This window comes from uncultured Tenacibaculum sp., assembly GCF_947499065.1.
Lineage (GTDB): Bacteria > Bacteroidota > Bacteroidia > Flavobacteriales > Flavobacteriaceae > Polaribacter.
Genome location: NZ_CANMMT010000003.1, coordinates 42,167 through 58,684 on the forward strand (window position 1 = coordinate 42,167; position 16,518 = coordinate 58,684).

The following is a 16,518-nucleotide window of genomic DNA, read 5'->3' on the forward strand; positions in this document are numbered from 1 at the left end:
TTTAAGAAATAACTGAAGGGAAAAACTTACCAATTATAAGTCCAATTATTCCTCCAATAATCGAAAGTATAATAACTAATAAAATTAGGACAAGAATAAATCTAAGGAGTTTTAAAAATGACCTCCAAAAATTATGTTTAAATAGTTTATGAAAAACATAAAGATAATATACTATTGTTAAGAAAAAGCTAGCCGAAAAAACAATTGGGTGAATAAGCATTGCTAAAAAGAAAGTAATAATAGAAATAAACATCATTGTTCCTTGTATGTATGCGTTCATTACTATATGCTCACCATAATTATATGGTTTAGGATAAGTAAGTTTACTCATTAACGCATAAAAAGGCAGGAATAAAAAAGTCATTATATTAAAATTATTCAAAACAAATCCAACCCAACCATTCATAAATTGAATTTGTTTTTTAGCCATTTGCTGTTGGGCTTTAATTCTCCTTAATTCTTTTTCTGATAGATTTTTAACATTTGAAAGATCTTGATTAGCTGTTTCTTTAATTTCTTTTACTTGCGATTCGTTAAGACTCCCTTGCATCCTTATATAATCTTCAGAGAAGAAATTGTAAATGATTAAAGACAAAGCAGCACCCACAGCTAAATAAGCAAAAGGATTTACGTATCTACGTCTTACACCATTCATGTATTCATTTAAAACATCTTGAGGAGCTTGAAGTGTTTTTTTCAAAGTTTTAAAAAACAAACTATCAAAGCCTAATACAGCAAATAATTCAACCATTAAAAAACGAAAAGTAATTCTGTCTTTAATTACTTTTGCCCCACAGTTATCACAAAAGTGATCGTTTACCTCTAAAATTTCATTACAGTTTTTACAATTCATAATTATTTTTTAAGAACAGTTAAACTAATAGACGAATCGGTAAATACCGTATGTGTTTGTGTTTTAAAGTCTTTCTCGTCAGCCTTGTAAATATTGTCTACATATGTTTGAGGGTTTAAGTCAATTAAAGGAAACCAAGTACTTTGTATTTGAATTTGCATTTTATGCCCTTTCTTAAACGTGTGAAATACATCTTGTAATTTAATATTTACAGAAGTTTTTTTATTAGGAGTGAAAGGCTCTGGTTTTTCAAAACTATTTCTAAAACGACCACGCATTATTTCACTACGTACCATCATATGATAGTTGCTTAGTTTTAAATGTGTTTGCATTTCTTTATTGTCGTTTTTTAAATCGTGAGGATGCACATCAATAACTTTAACAATCCAATCGGCAGCAGAACCAGTAGTAGCTACTTTTAATTTAGCTAAAATATCACCGGCTAATGTAAAATCATCAGTTAATACATCAGTTTCAAAAACTAATACATCTGGTCTTCTAGCAGCGAAACGCTGGTCGTCTGTCATATATTTACGAGGTGTAAATACGGTTTTAATATCTTCTGAATAAGGAACAGGACGTTTGATGTCACTAACAAAATTAATTTTTTCTACTCCATTTTGTGTAGAAGTCAATTCTTGATTTTCCGATAAATAAAAAGTTTCTTTTTGAGTGTTTTTTGGTGGCCAAACATCGTATGATTTCCATTCTTTCTTACCTGTGTCAAAAACATAAGCTTCTGGTAAACCACTATTTTTAGAACCATCACCTTTTAAGAAATGATTGAAAAATTTAGTTTCTACATTTTTTTGAAATTTCAAAGAAATAGAATCACCAAAATAGTAGTTCCCTACTTTATTAGCTACTTTGTTTCTAGACCATCCTCCATGGTCCCAAGGACCAAATACAAGAGTATTGTAATTATTAGGTTGGTATTTTTCTATGTTTTTATAAGTTTCTAATGGACCATATAAATCTTCAGCATCAAACCAACCACCAACTACCATTGTTGCTACTGTTGAAGGAACTTTGTTTAAGTGTTGAATAATTCCTTTACTTTTCCATATAGAATCGTAGTTTGGATGATTTACAATTTCTTTCCAAAAGAAATCATCGATATTATTTTCACTACCAGGAGACTTTGTGTCTAACTTATCATATTGAAAATAACTATTTAAGTTTTTTAAAGGCCCCTTGTCTAAGAAAAATTGATATTGATCTTGTGTTTCCATATCAGCAAAAGAGTACCAAGCAGAATCTGTTGGTTGATCTTTATAGGTCCCAAATAATGGAATTACTTTAAAATAGCTTAATAAGAAAGCACCGTTATGATGAAAATCATCAAAAAAGAAATCACCAATACATGCTTGTGGTGATGCTGCTTTTAAAGCAGGGTGTGCATCAATAGTAGATACAGTAGAGTAGTGTCCAGGGTAAGAAATCCCCCAAGTACCAACTTTTCCATTGTTGTGGGCTACATTTTTTACCAACCAATCTATAGTGTCGTAAGTATCGGTAGTTTCATCGGCTTGTTTTTCTGTTTTGTTAGGAATATAAGCACGCATATTATCATAAACACCATCACTCATCCAACGACCACGGACATCTTGATAAACAATAATATTACCTTCTTTCATTAAGTTTAAATTAGGACCAATTTTGTTTTTAAATTGATCTTCTCCATATGGTCTACAACTATAAGGTGTACGTTGTAATAATATTGGATATGTTTTACTAGTGTCTTTAGGAGAATAGATAGTTGTATGTAACTTTATTCCATCTCGCATGGTAATACGCACTTCTTTTTTTGTGTAATTATCTTTTACAAAAGAATCATTTTTTGAAATTTCAGGTTTGTTAGGCGTTGTTTTTTTAGTACAACTTATTGAAGTAAGTAAAACAGCTAAAAATAGCTTTAAGTAAAGTTTCATAACGTTATTTGGTTGTTTTGGAGGTAAATATAAAAAACAGATGCGGTTTAGCTACAAATATTTAATATTTTAGCTTTAAAATATATTTTATGAGAGTTTTAGTTTTAAGTATTTCTATTTTAATGTTATTAGGATGTACTAATACAGTAGCCAAAAAAACAACAAAAGAAGTAGTCACAAAAAAAGTATTTCCTGAAATAAAACCAGATCGATATAATGTTGCTTTTTTAATTATGGATGGAACTTTCAATACAGAATTGACAGCTCCATTTGATATTTTTCAACATACTGTTTTTAGAAAAGGAATTAAACCGATGAATGTTTTTACTGTGGCTGATACAGATAAGCCTATTACAACATTTGAAGGCATGCGAATACTACCAGATTTTAACTATCTAAAAGATAGTTTGCCAAAAATAGATATTTTGGTTGTTCCTAGTGCTGAACATCATTTAGATACCGATTTAGAAAATGAAGCATTAATTAGTTTTGTGAAAAAAGTTGATAAAGAAGCTCAGTTTGTTACTTCTCATTGCGATGGGGCTTTTGTATTGGCTAAAGCTGGAGTTTTAAATGGAAAAGTATCAACAACATTTCCATCTGATATTGAGAAAATGCGTGCTATGTTTCCTAATTTAGATATAATGAGTGAAGTGTTATTTGTTCACGATGGAAAATATATTACTTCGGCAGGAGGTGCAAAATCTTTTGAAGCTGCTTTGTATTTATGTGAATATTTATATGGGAAAGAAATTGCGAAGTCTTTAGCTGGAGGGTTGGTTATTGATTGGGATGTTGATAAAGTTCCGCATATAATTTTGAACGATTAACTAAAAAAAGCTGCCAATTGGCAGCTTTTAGTTTGTAAATAGTTTGATTTTTAGTTTTTTAACCAAGCATTTCTTAAAATTACTTTAGCATTGTTTGCTGGTAATTCTTCTAGTACTAAGCTAGAACTTTCGTAAGTAGGCTGTACAAAGTCTCCTTCTAGTTTCACTATTTTTCCATCTCTAGAAACTTCTAAAGCTATTTTATCTCCAGCTTTCCACTGCATTGTTTGTCCTATTACTGGGCGGATGTTAGCTAATGATACTTTTTCTCCGTTTACAGCTTCTAAGATATCCCCTGCTTTTACTCCTAAAGCAGTTAGTGCAGAGTTAGTTCTTGAAGTAAAAAATATTTTTTTGTCTTTATTTACCGAAATAAAAGGTTGTCCTTTAGCATCAATAAAGTATGCAGAGTTCATAGTTTTTGTAGCTTCTTTTACACCTACTTTATCCAAGTATTTAGTATAATCGATTGGAGTAGCTCCTTCTACGTGATTTGCAAAGAATGCACCAACTTTTGGGTTTGTCATCTTTACAATCTCAGCAATAATTTCATCATCTTTAAAAGGTTTGTGTTGTCCGTACTTGTTAGATAAATCTCTCATTAAGTCACGTAAACCATATTTACCATCTGTTTCTTCACGTAAAATAATATCTAAACACATTCCAATTAATGCTCCTTTCATGTATACATTAGAATAGTTCGAAGCATACTCTTTATCTAAAATATTTTTACTCATCTTAGTAAAAGACATATCATCTTTAAAACGTTTAGAAGTAGCAATCTTACCTTGCATTTTAGAAATAAACTCTTGTGGTGTAATTAATCCTTGATTTACTTGGAATAAATTTGCAAAGTATTCTGTAATACCTTCATACATCCATAAGTGTTTAGACATATTAGGCTCATTAAAGTTGAAATTATGAATTTCTTCTGAGTGTACAGATAATGGAGATACAATATGGAAGAATTCATGAGAAATAGTTCCATTAATCATTCCATCTGCTAATTGTTGTTTAGTGTAAGTTTCAGGATATACAACTGTAGTTGAAGAAAGGTGCTCTAAAGCTCCAAAGCTACTCCAGTTATAAACCTTAGGATCAAATAAGTATAATAAGATATTGTACTCTTTAGTAGTCTTAAATCCTTTTAAAAAGTTACTTTGTGCTTGAATCATTTTCTTTAAATCTGCTTCCATATCTTTTGCAGAATGCACATTGTTAGGAGAGTAAACAGCTAAAGTAACATCAATACCATCTACATTAAAACTAATAGAGTTTAATGGAGCATACATAATAGGGTTGTCTGATATTTCGTCATATCTAGAAGCAACAAAAACATCCTTAGTATTATCTTCTTTAGTAGTATTTTTATTAATTAGAGAAGAAGTTTCATATAAGTTTGATGGATGTACAACAGTGATTTGGTAAGGAGTTTCTTTTTTTCCTTTGAAATACCCAACAAAACCAGGAAGGTTTATGAAAAAGTTTTTATCTTTTTCAATATTAGTTCCAGCCATTACGTAAATTCCATGCTTTACTTCAGAATCGAAAGTGTCATCTACCCAATAAGATAACTTATCCATTTTGGTAGCATTATCAATTTGCCATGAATTTTGATCTAATTGTTTTACAGTTAATTCATTTCCATCATAATCAAAAGCCTTGAAATTTGTAGCAAATTGTCCATAATTGCTCATTGCATAGGTACCAGGAACTATAGCTGGAATTTGATATACAATAGTTGATTTTTTTATTTTTTGTGGATTTATTTCTACTTTAACTCTATCGTCTACTACATTGGTAATGTCAATCGTAGTTTCTATTAAAGGCTTACTTTCTGCAAGCTTTTTTGTTGATGAACAGCTAGCTAGTAGTGCTAATGAAGCTATTCCTAATATGATTTTTTTCATGAATGTATTTTGTTATAGTTGATAAGTATCTACAGAAGACGTTATGTTACAGTTTTTGTTACTTATTTAACATCTTTTTATGATATGTAATATCGATTAAAACATCGTACCTTTGCAACGGCATGAGAATTAGACGAGTTTCAGATTGGTTACCTACTACAAATAAGGAGGTTAAGTTAAGAGGATGGGAAGAATTAGATGTAATTCTTTTTAGTGGAGATGCATATGTAGATCATCCATCATTTGGTCCTGCAGTAATTGGACGTATATTAGAGAGTTACGGGTTAAAGGTAGCAATTGTACCACAACCTAGTGTTCACGATAATTTACAAGATTTTGAAAAATTAGGAGTTCCTAGATTATTTTTCGCAGTTACTGGAGGATGTATGGATCCAATGGTTAGTAATTATACCGCTAGTAAACGTAGAAGAGATAAAGATGCATATACTCCAAATGGAGATAAAGGTTTTAGACCTGATTATGCTACTTCTGTATATTCTAAAATTTTAAAAGAAAAGTTTCCTGATGTGCCTGTATTGATTGGAGGTATAGAAGCTTCGTTACGTCGTGTAACTCATTATGACTACTGGTCTGATAAATTATTACCAACTATTTTAGAAACTTCTAAAGCTGATATGTTGGTGTATGGAATGGGGGAGCAGCCTTTGCGTGAAATAGTAGAGCTATTACAAAAAGGAGTACCGTTTTCTAGTTTAAGAACTATTAAACAAACAGCTGTTCTTATTGAAGAAGGAGAGAAAATACCAAAAAATAAGAATTGGAAAGATGTTGAGATAAATTCTCATGAGCTTTGTTTGAAAGATAAAAAGGCATATGCTTCTAACTTTAAAGTAATAGAACAGGAGTCTAATAAATTATATGCACGTCGTATTTTTCAACAAGTTGGAGATAAAAAGCTGATGATTAATCCGCCATATCCAACAATGACTGAAGAAGAAATTGATGCTTCTTTCGACTTGCCATTTACTCGTTTACCACATCCAAAGTATAATAAACGTGGACCTATTCCTGCGTTTGAAATGATTAAGTTTTCTATAAATATTCACCGAGGGTGTTTTGGAGGATGTAGTTTTTGTACTATTTCTGCACATCAAGGAAAGTTTATAGCAAGTAGAAGTCAGGAATCTGTATTAAAAGAAGTAGATGCAGTTACTAAGATGGACGATTTTAAAGGTTATTTATCTGATATTGGTGGACCTTCTGCAAATATGTATAAAATGAAAGGTAAAATACAGTCTATTTGTGACAAGTGTGTAGCACCGTCTTGTATTTCACCAGTTATATGTAGTAATTTAGATACTTCACATAAACCATTAACAAAATTATATCAGGCGGTAGATGCACATCCAAAAGTGAAAAAATCATTTATTGGAAGTGGTATTCGACATGATATGTTAGTGCCTGAGTTTAATAAAAATGCAGATCCGAAAGAGTTAGATGCTTATACGGAAGAGGTAATGACAAACCATGTTTCTGGACGTTTAAAAGTAGCTCCTGAACATACCTCTGACCCTGTTTTAAAATTAATGCGTAAACCATCATTTAAATATTTCCATTTATTTAAAAATAGGTTCGACCGTATTAACATAAAGAAGCGATTAAAACTTCAATTAATACCTTATTTCATATCTAGTCACCCAGCATGTGAAGCTGAAGATATGGCAAATTTAGCTGCAGAAACCAAAGATATGGGATTCCAGTTAGAACAAGTACAAGGGTTTACTCCAACTCCTATGACAGTTGCTACGGTAATTTATTATAGTGGATATCACCCATATACTTTAAAAGAAGTAAATACCCCTAAAACAAAAAAGGAGAAAGAAGATCAACACAAGTTTTTCTTTTGGTATAAAAAAGAAAATCGTAAGTGGATTAAAGATACTTTAACTAAGGTTGGACGTAATGATTTATTGAAAAAATTATTGCCGGAGGATACTTCTTGGAGAAAAAATAAAGCAGGAAAAACTAGAAATACCTTTGATGATGCTGTCACCACTTTTAATCCTAAGTCTAGAAACTCTAGAAATAAATCGAAAGGAAATAAAGGTAAGGGCTTTAAAAAGAAAAGAAGGTAGATAATTGATATTATAGATTTTTATAACAAGCTTTAAACAACTATATTTAGAGCAAATTTGTTATGAAAATGAGATATGTTTTACTTTGCTTTTTATTAATTTCTAGTGTTACTTTTAGTCAAGAAATAAATAAAACTGATTCCAAACCTTGGATTCTAAATCAACTTTTAAGTCAAGGACTTTCAGCGCAGAAAGAAGGCAAGCATGAAAGAGCTATTAATGATTTTACCACTGCTTTAAAAATACCAGAACTTAAAAATATTTATCCCAAAGAGTATGCAGATTTTTTAGAAGGTTACGCTGTAAGTAGTTTAGATTTAGGGAAAACTAAAGGTCTTTTAAAAAAGTATAAGGAAGTTTTAAATATTAGAGAAAGGCTTAATGATGCTAGGAAATTAAGTTCTACACATTTAAATATCAGCAATTATTATCTAAAAACAAAAAACTATAGTTTAGCTAATAAACATGCAAAGAAAGCTTTTGACTATGCAGTTAATTTAGAGGATATTGATTTTAAGTTAAAAGTTTTAGAATCAGTTTTAAATTTTAATTTAAACAAAGAATTAAAAGAATATTTTAAAAAATATATCAACTTAAAAGAAGAGTTGATAAAAAAAAATAATGAAGTAGTAAATAAGGCTAATAGATATAACTATTTAAACACTGTAAAAGAGAAAGAGAATTCTATTCTACAAACAGAAAAATTAAACATACAAAAAGAAGTCTCTAATCAGAAAAAGAAAGGATTATATATTGTTCTAGTTAGTTTTTTAATTATAGTTACAATTGTTGTTTTTTGGATTTTACAACGAAAAAAAATGTTGTACAGAAACCTTTTAAACGAAGCTAGGGTTAAATATCAAGAACGTGATAGAATATCGAAAGAATTACATGATGGTGTTTTAAGTAAGCTTTTTGGTATTCGTTTTAATTTAGGTTTTTTTGCCATTAGAGGAGATTTAATGGAGTTAAATAAGTACCAATATTATTTGAATGAGTTACAATTTATAGAAAAAGAAATTAGAGAAGTATCACATAAGTTGAGTTATAATGTTAGTCAAAAATTCGATTTACTATTAAATGAATTACTTGAAGAGAAAAGTAATATTGGAGGGTTTAAATATAAATCTCGAATATCTTCAGAAGTTCTTTGGGAAGAAGTAGATGAAAAAATCAAAATAAATATCTATAGAATATTTCAAGAATTATTACACAATATTGTTAAACATTCTAAAGCAAATTTTGTTGAGTTATTAATAAATTTAGAAGACAATTCTCTAATAATGAAGGTTAGGGATAATGGTATAGGTATTGAAAAAGATAAACAAGAAAAAGGAATAGGAATATTAAATATTAAATCAAGAGTTAAAAAAATAAACGGAAGTTTTCAATTGGAATCTAAGGATAAAAAAGGAGTCTCAATATTTATAAAAATTCCGTTGAAAAGTGATTTTAAAGCTTCTTTATTACAAAAATAAAGGTTGGAGTTTTACCCAACCTTTTTTGCAAGCAACTTCCCCGAGTTTTACGATCATAGCTTAGGATACTTTATTATTAAATAATTATCTAAATATTTTAGTGTATAATATTTTTTTCTATTTAATTAATAATGGTCGTCGGTTAGAATTCCTATTACCAAAAACAAAGATTAATTAGATTAAAAAAAATGTATAGTGAGCAACTGAATGATACTTACTATCAGTTGAAATATAATTATTATCATAATATTGAGCATCTATAGATACAAAGTTACTAGAGAGCATACTTTTAAATATTACACTTAAGAGTAGTTTTTATTGAGTTATCATTTATATGTATATTTTTTTTAATTTAAAACTACTCTTACGGGTAGTTTTTTAATGTTATATTTAGAGTCTATTAAAGTGTATAATTTTCCAATGACTAATCTTAATTCTTTTTTTAGCTCTAGAAACACTATTAACGAGTTAAAGGAAAACGAAATCAATCAGACTAGTAATTATATAGAGGCTATCAAAGCTTTTTCTAGAACTACTTATAGTAGTCTTTATATTATTGATTACAATAAGAAAGGGTTTGATTATGTTTCAGATAATCCCCTTTTTTTATGTGGACATACCCCAGAAGAAGTAAAAGAAATGGGATATGAATTTTATTTTAAATATGTTCCAGCTAAGGATTTAGAATTATTATTAAAAATAAACACAATTGGTTTTGATCTTTATGAAACAAAGCCAATTGAAGAGCGTAAAGAGTATACTATATCTTATGATTTTCTTTTAAAAAACAATGAGGGAAAACCTATTTTAATCAATCAAAAACTTACTCCAATATTTTTGAATGAAGAAGGTAAAGTCTGGAAAGCACTTTGTGTTGTTTCTTTATCTACAAAATCGAATTCTGGTAATATCATTGTCTATAAAAATGGAAGTAATATTACTTATGAATATGATTTAATTGATAATCATTGGAAAACTCTAGAAAAAGTTAAGTTAACTGACAGAGAAAAAGAAATTATACAATATTCTATTAGAGGGTATGCAATAAAAGAAATTGCAGAAAAAATATTTGTATCATCAGATACGGTAAAGTTTCATAGAAAAAAACTTTTTGAAAAGTTAGATGTAGCTAATATAAGTGAAGCAATAAGATATGTTACCAATAACAAATTAATCTAAATTATAAAGTATTATAAGGTAAAAAGGTTGGAAAATTTTCCAACCTTTTTAATGTTATATAGGCAATAATTCATTTGTGAAATTTTGTACTCTTTCTCTAATATTACTTAACTTTTCATCAATAATTAATTCTCCATCTCTAAAAACTTCGCTTAATTCTCCTTGTTGTTCTTCTTCCCAAGTTACTTGGTCGTATAATTTATATTCACCGTCTTCTAAAGTTATTTTTAATAAACCTTTGGCAGATTTTTTAGTACCATCATCAGTAATTGGGTCTTTAAAAATCTCTCTACCTATTCCGTCAACTTCCCCATAAGTAGCTTTCATTGCAAATCCAAAAGTATCTCTAGTATTGTATTGGTATGTAAAAGAACCAATTCCTAATACTACGTTGGTAGAAGCAAAGCCTTTTTGTTTTAAACGTTCACAAATTTGAGTAGCTCTTTCAATAGTTATACTGTCTCCGTAAATAGCTCCAATATGGCTGTCTAATTCTTTATATCCTTTTTCGTTAGTTATACCACCAAAAGTTTCCCAAAGTAGCTCTATAACGCCTTTTTGTTCTTCTTTAGTTTTTCCGTTCGGATTTCCACAAATAATATCAACAGGATCTCCACTATCTGGTCTTATTACAACTTTTCCATCACGAGCAAGTACTTCTTCTTTTAAGTTTGGTAAATATTCAGTAAGAACCTTCCATAGGTCCCAAGTATCAGAAACTATTGAAACAATTCCATTTGGATATACATCAGTAATTAGTCGTTTAAAGGTTTCTTGTTCTCCATCATTTGTTCCCATGCACATTACAGAGTGTTCTGTAGCAGCAACGGTACCTCCAATTAATTCTTTGTCAGCATTAGCATTGTAATAAGTTTCTAAGAAGTCTATAGCAGGAATGGTATCGGTTCCAGTAAAACTAAGTAAATGACCAGCTGCACTTAATTCAGCAGCTTCTAATCCAGCCATACCTCTCATAGAAAAATCATGACCTTGCCAGTCTACAAATTCAGGAGTTGAAGAAGTTTCCTGTGCATATTGATCTAAAATTTTTCTGTATTGTTTGGCAATTGTTGCAGAGTTACATGGTAACCAGACTGTGGTAGATAAAAGTGTTTCAAAATAATTGGTTAACCAAAAAAAGTCTGGTAAGGTATTGTACATGGTAAACATTGGTACTCTTATTGGTACTTCTGTACCTTCAGGTAATGCTTTTATAACCATTGGGATGTAGCCTAAATCGTGCAGGTTTTCAATATGTTTAATACCTACTTGGTTTTCTCCTAAATAGTTATTGATGCGTCTGCTATATTGTTTACAAACTTCTTCTTTAGGCTTATTGAAAAAATTTGTTTGAAAGTCTTGAAGAATATATTTTTTGATGAAGTATTGTAGACCAAAGAAAACTACTTTTTCAATCCCATTGATTCTACTTTTTCGAGGTGTCCAGTTTGAATATACTAGTGTTGTTTGATTAGGATATTGCCTTCTGTGATCTACTTTATAACCGTCTGTATATAATAATGGATTCATAGTAAATAATTTAATTTGCGTCAAAATTACGCAAATTAAATTATTCCTGCAAAATTTTAAGATTTATTTCTTCCAATTTCATCAGGATATAAATCTTTTACGGGTTGACTTTGCCAAAATTCTTTGGTGTCAATATCCATAATTGTTAGAGCACCTGTAAATGCAGCACCTGTATCTAAATTCCATATGTTAATAGCATTTATTGGAAGTGTACTACTATAACGAGTTGTAGGTGTATGTCCAATGAATATTTCGTTGTAATGTTTTAACCTATTTGGATATAATTCTGAATTTTTTTCTATTCTTTTATCCATTGTTATAGCCATTTCCCATAATGTTCTATCAAAATAATAGTTCATTTTGAAGGTTTCTTTTTCTATACCATGCATAGAAGTAAATCCAGCATGAACAAATAATCTGTTTTTAGTATCTAAATAATACGGAAGCATTTGCTGAAAAAAAGTTATATGTTTTTGCTTTTCTTCTTCTGAAAAATGCAAATAACTTTCTTTTGTTTCATTGCCTCCGTGCATTTCCCAAACGGCTTCACCTTTTCCTGTTCTTAACCAATCTTCACACCATAAATCGTGATTTCCTTTTACAAATAGACATTGATGCGTTTTTGATAGTTCTATTAAAAATTCAATTACCTGAGCAGATTCACTCCAGCCATCAACATAATCTCCTAAGAAAATTAAAGTATCTTCAGTAGTTACATTGGCTTTAACTAGTACTTGTTGCAAAGCTTTTAATCCGCCATGAATATCTCCTATTGCAAGTGTTCTCATTTAAATTCTTTTATACATGATATCTGTCCTTAAAACATATTTTACTCCCGATATGATTTCTTTTCCTTCATGTTTTAAACGATGTCTAAATACTAATGCTGTTCCTTGTTTTGGAGCAATTGTAAATAGTTTTCTAAAATCGGTTTCACCTCCTTCAAAATTATCATTTAAGTAGATAAGGAAAGAATATAAGCTTTCTTCATTTAAATTTCTACGAAAACTACCATCAATATGCATTTTAAATCGTTGCCCTGTTGAATATTTATAAACACGGAACATTTCATTAAGCTCTAATGCTTTATAAAAACCAACTTTTTCAGGAACAAATTGTTTTAACTTATACCAAAGGTTTTCAGCTAATTTTTGATTGAAAAAAATATGACGGTCGTTATTTCGTATGTTTTTATTCATTACCTGTTTACCATCAATAGAAATTTTAGCTTCTTCAAATGTTGTGTTTTTATACAACTCTAAATACTCTTTGCATTCATCTACTGTAAAGAAGTTTTCTATTGTGAAAATTTCAGGGTGTAACTCAACTTTTTTCATAGTTATTTGTTTTTAACCAAAATCGTATACGGTAGTATGAATTTGGTTTTCTAATAATTCTTGGTTTATTAAAGGCTCTATTTTGTCCCATGTACCACCAGCTAAACCACAACCAATTCTAGGCATATGTACAGAAGCGTTTAAATCTTTAGCTTTTGCACAAACTTTTTTTAAGCCTTTTTGTATTGCTTCATATCTAATTGGAGCATTACCGTTTTCATCTTTTCTTATCTTATGTTGTCCAATTATATTTGCTATCCAAAGATTTTTTTCAACTTGAACAAATTGAACTTCACCTAAATCAAAATTTTTTTGCGATGTATACCATTTACGATATTCTTGTTCTGGTTCTTTCCAATGTTTAGAAATTGCCATAACAAACCCTTTTCCCCATCCTCCAATGTCATTGCATATATGTACAATAATTTTATTACCGTTTGTTTTTGGCTGTGTTGCATCTCCTTTTGTATAATGAATAATGTTATTCATGGTCTAACAATTTTTTATATATGTTATAATTTTCTTCATCAAAACAGACAAAGATTACTTCTTCAATTATTGGATTCTTTTTAACAGTTTCAATAGCTATCTCAGCAGCTAAAAGCTTTGGGAAACGGTAAATTCCTGTACTAATACATGGAAAAGAAATAGAAGTTAAGTCTTTTTCTTTAGCAAGTAGGATGCTGTTTTTATAACAGTTAGTTAATAATTTTTTTTCTGATTTTTGTCCTCCATTATATACTGGTCCAACGGTATGAATTACATATTTAGCAGGAAGTTTACCAGCAGTTGTAATAACCACTTCTCCTGTTTTACATTTTCCTTGTTTATTTCTTATTTGCTTACATTCTTCTAAAATAGATGAACCACCAACTCTGTGTATAGCTCCGTCAACTCCACTACCACCTAATAAACTTGAGTTTGCTGCATTTACAATAGCATCCACTTTTATTTTAGTAATATCTCCTTTTATTAATTTAATTTTCATCATTTGACAATTTCTTTATCAAAAACGTTATTAAAAGCATTTATAAACTTTTCGTTTTTAGAATAGATAGCAAAAACAACATGTTTAAAATGGTTTTTAAATTTACCATTTAGATGTTTATAAAATAGAGTAGCTATAGTTTTAGGATCATTTTGAAAAACTCCACATCCCCAAGCACCTAGTATTAATGTTTCATAGTTTTCTTTAGCACATATAGATAGCAATTTTTCAATTCTCAAATCCATGATGTTAGAAATAGAGCTTAACAAATGTTGTTCTTTTAATTTTATGACGCCTTTATTTACAGCTGCCGAAGTGATAAAACCACAAGTGGCATAATTTTGAATTAGGTTACCGTTTCGATCTCTAAACACAGGTATATTAGGGCTATGAATCATACTGTCTGTATAAATACATGATTTCATATTTCTATGAGTAGTGTAAAATTCAAAAGCTTTCATTTGAGAAGCATATAAAGCTGATGAAATAGCCAAACTTTCTTCTTGGGCCAAGGCACCGTTTAAAAAACCGCCTCCTGGGTTTTTAGCAGAAGCAAAATTTAGACACATTATTTTGTTTTCGCCTTTTTTTGAGAATCTTAATATACTACTAATAGAATCTTCTTGAATAACAGTAAATTCGGTTTTAGTATTGGTTTTAAAATTGATTGTTTTTTTTAAGTCATCTAGTTCTTGTGATGTAAAATATCTAGTGTTATTTACAGCTTTTTCAATTTCTTTACTTATTGTTATTTTATTATTATTCGTATCTAAATAAAAACCTTGCTCAATTATATTAAGAGTTTCTTGAGCTTTTATTTTTCTTGTTGATTTTTTCATAGCAATCTTAATTTTTTGAGAATTTATTGTATTTCAAGCATTAATCTTTGGTTTACCTCATTATCATATGATAAATAAGGTTTCTCTGCAGGAACAATCAATTTATCTAAATCATTGTTTAAAACATGCTGGTATTGTTCTTTTACAAAATCAGAAATGTCTTCAATTTCTATAATATCCTCAGTAGCATATTGAATAATTTCTTCATTTCTAATACCAAGTTGTATAGCTCTTCGTTCTAGCTTATTACCATAAGGATCGTGATCGGGATCCCACTGTAATCTTATTGAAGATTTTTTTACCTCTTCTTGCCATTTGTCCCAACTTTCGTATAAGTTTTCTTTAAAGCTAGAATATACAGCTTTACTTAAATAGCGTTCAAAAGCTTCTCGTTTTATATGTATTGCTAGTACTACTTCTTGCCCTTCTTTAGTTCCCCAACCATTACGATACATCATCCATAAAAAGTTGGGTTTTATCCAAGTCATTCTTGTGTATTTAAAAGGGCCTCCGAAGTATTGGTTCTTCATAGCAAAATTCCCAATGGCTGGTCGATACGATTGATAAACAATCACTTTTTCATCATCATATTGTGCCATAATATGATGTCCTTCATGAGGCCACTTTTTTAATTGTTCTTTATATAGCTCTTTTTTTAATTTCATCTTAATATCTCTTTCAGTTCAATTTGTTCACAATTTTCATGTGTAATAGTTTTAAAACTATCAGTTGTATATATTTTGGTAAATACTTTTTCTAAATCTTCAAATCCTCTGCTGAAAATTCCGTGACTTACCGCTAAATATAAGTTTCCTGCATTTTTAGCTTTTAGCTCTTGTGCCAATCCTAAAAAGGTTCCGCCTCCATCGCAAATATCATCTACAACTAAACAATCTTTACCTTTTAAGTCTTCTGCATATACTTTGAATCCTGTTAATTCCCCTGTTCTAACATTTCTGCTTTTTGACCCTTCTATAACTTCATACTTCTGTAAATGAGCAGCTACTTTATAAATTTTCTTTAAAGCTCCACCATCAGGTGATATTAATAATAAATCATCTGGGAGTTGCTGTGTTATTTGTCTAATAAAAGCATGATTGTCTATTATTTTACAATTGTTTAATACTGCAGGTGCTACCTCTGAATGTGGATCGAATATAGTTACCGATTCATAGTTTTGTGCATTGATAATATCAGCATATACTTTTACAGATAAAGGTTCGCCAGTTTGCATTAATCTATCCTGCCTTGCTGCTGGAAAATAGGGAAGTAGTACTTTAATTTTTTTTACATCCATATTTTTTAGCGCATTGGTAGCTAACAATAGTATACCTAAATCATTAAATGACTGGATACGATGTGTTATAGTTACTTCCGAAACACCTTTTAAATCCGTAATGATTTTAATATGTGGTTCTCCTCCTGAGAAAGTAAAATAATTGTACTCTATGGTATTTGTAGTTCCGTATGGAGAAAAATGTTTGTCTAAATTTAAAATCATATTGCGTATTTTTGACGCAAATATAAAAAACATTTATAGTTGTAAA

Annotated in this window: 15 protein-coding genes; 4 read left to right on the forward strand and 11 right to left on the reverse strand. The window is 29.7% G+C overall.

The annotated features are described in order from the left end of the window. Window position 1: 1 nt before the first annotated feature. Both Q0958_RS07720 and Q0958_RS07725 read right to left on the reverse strand, forming a co-directional pair. A complete protein-coding gene (locus tag Q0958_RS07720) occupies window positions 2-853 on the reverse strand; it encodes a DUF3667 domain-containing protein (RefSeq protein WP_299121822.1) in 852 nt (283 codons plus the stop codon). 2 nt (window positions 854-855) lie between these two features. After that, window positions 856-2,784 (reverse strand): CocE/NonD family hydrolase, encoded by a 1,929-nt coding sequence (locus Q0958_RS07725; RefSeq protein WP_299121824.1) that lies wholly within the window; start codon window positions 2,782-2,784, stop codon window positions 856-858. 89 nt (window positions 2,785-2,873) lie between these two features. On the opposite strand from Q0958_RS07725, the gene Q0958_RS07730 reads away from it, so the two are divergent. Then, window positions 2,874-3,614 carry a DJ-1/PfpI family protein gene (locus Q0958_RS07730; protein ID WP_299121827.1) on the forward strand — a complete coding sequence of 247 codons (741 nt, stop codon included), beginning with the start codon at window positions 2,874-2,876 and terminating at the stop codon, window positions 3,612-3,614. 50 nt (window positions 3,615-3,664) lie between these two features. Here Q0958_RS07730 and Q0958_RS07735 read toward each other — a convergent pair whose 3' ends face one another. Next, window positions 3,665-5,524 (reverse strand): peptidase M61, encoded by a 1,860-nt coding sequence (locus tag Q0958_RS07735; protein WP_299121828.1) that lies wholly within the window; start codon window positions 5,522-5,524, stop codon window positions 3,665-3,667. A 122-nt stretch (window positions 5,525-5,646) separates the two neighbouring features. Here Q0958_RS07735 and Q0958_RS07740 point away from each other — a divergent pair, with 122 nt between their 5' ends. From Q0958_RS07740 to Q0958_RS07750, 3 genes are all read left to right on the forward strand, one after another. Continuing rightward, complete coding sequence (locus Q0958_RS07740; RefSeq protein WP_299121830.1) at window positions 5,647-7,620, forward strand: YgiQ family radical SAM protein; 1,974 nt, start codon at window positions 5,647-5,649, stop codon at window positions 7,618-7,620. A 62-nt stretch (window positions 7,621-7,682) separates the two neighbouring features. Continuing rightward, window positions 7,683-9,098, forward strand: a complete 1,416-nt coding sequence (locus Q0958_RS07745; protein WP_299121831.1) for an ATP-binding protein — start codon at window positions 7,683-7,685, stop codon at window positions 9,096-9,098. Window positions 9,099-9,518: 420 nt separating this feature from the next. After that, window positions 9,519-10,277: a helix-turn-helix transcriptional regulator gene (locus Q0958_RS07750; RefSeq protein WP_299121833.1), complete on the forward strand. Its 759-nt coding sequence runs from the start codon at window positions 9,519-9,521 to the stop codon at window positions 10,275-10,277. Window positions 10,278-10,331: 54 nt separating this feature from the next. Here Q0958_RS07750 and Q0958_RS07755 read toward each other — a convergent pair whose 3' ends face one another. From Q0958_RS07755 to prs, 8 genes are read right to left on the reverse strand one after another with little or no spacing between them, the layout of a single operon-like run. Beyond that, complete coding sequence (locus Q0958_RS07755) at window positions 10,332-11,807, reverse strand: nicotinate phosphoribosyltransferase (protein WP_299121835.1); 1,476 nt, start codon at window positions 11,805-11,807, stop codon at window positions 10,332-10,334. A gap of 56 nt (window positions 11,808-11,863) precedes the next feature. Next, the gene (locus tag Q0958_RS07760; RefSeq protein ID WP_299121837.1) at window positions 11,864-12,595 is read right to left on the reverse strand and encodes a metallophosphoesterase; all 732 of its coding nucleotides are present in this window, start codon (window positions 12,593-12,595) and stop codon (window positions 11,864-11,866) included. Next, window positions 12,596-13,144, reverse strand: a complete 549-nt coding sequence (locus tag Q0958_RS07765) for a 2OG-Fe(II) oxygenase (RefSeq protein WP_299121839.1) — start codon at window positions 13,142-13,144, stop codon at window positions 12,596-12,598. Between the two features lie 12 nt (window positions 13,145-13,156). Beyond that, the gene (locus Q0958_RS07770; RefSeq protein WP_299122383.1) at window positions 13,157-13,624 is read right to left on the reverse strand and encodes a macro domain-containing protein; all 468 of its coding nucleotides are present in this window, start codon (window positions 13,622-13,624) and stop codon (window positions 13,157-13,159) included. A 1-nt stretch (window position 13,625) separates the two neighbouring features. Further along, a complete protein-coding gene (locus Q0958_RS07775; RefSeq protein WP_299121841.1) occupies window positions 13,626-14,135 on the reverse strand; it encodes an O-acetyl-ADP-ribose deacetylase in 510 nt (169 codons plus the stop codon). Next, on the reverse strand, window positions 14,132-14,971 hold the full coding sequence (locus tag Q0958_RS07780; RefSeq protein ID WP_299121843.1) for a TIGR02452 family protein: 840 nt from the start codon (window positions 14,969-14,971) through the stop codon (window positions 14,132-14,134). Before Q0958_RS07780 ends, Q0958_RS07775 begins: the two co-directional genes overlap by 4 nt. Before the next feature lie 23 nt (window positions 14,972-14,994). Beyond that, the gene (locus tag Q0958_RS07785) at window positions 14,995-15,636 is read right to left on the reverse strand and encodes a DUF4291 domain-containing protein (RefSeq protein ID WP_299121845.1); all 642 of its coding nucleotides are present in this window, start codon (window positions 15,634-15,636) and stop codon (window positions 14,995-14,997) included. Then, window positions 15,633-16,472 (reverse strand): ribose-phosphate diphosphokinase, encoded by an 840-nt coding sequence (prs, locus tag Q0958_RS07790; protein ID WP_299121847.1) that lies wholly within the window; start codon window positions 16,470-16,472, stop codon window positions 15,633-15,635. Before prs ends, Q0958_RS07785 begins: the two co-directional genes overlap by 4 nt. Between the last annotated feature and the right edge of the window lie 46 nt (window positions 16,473-16,518).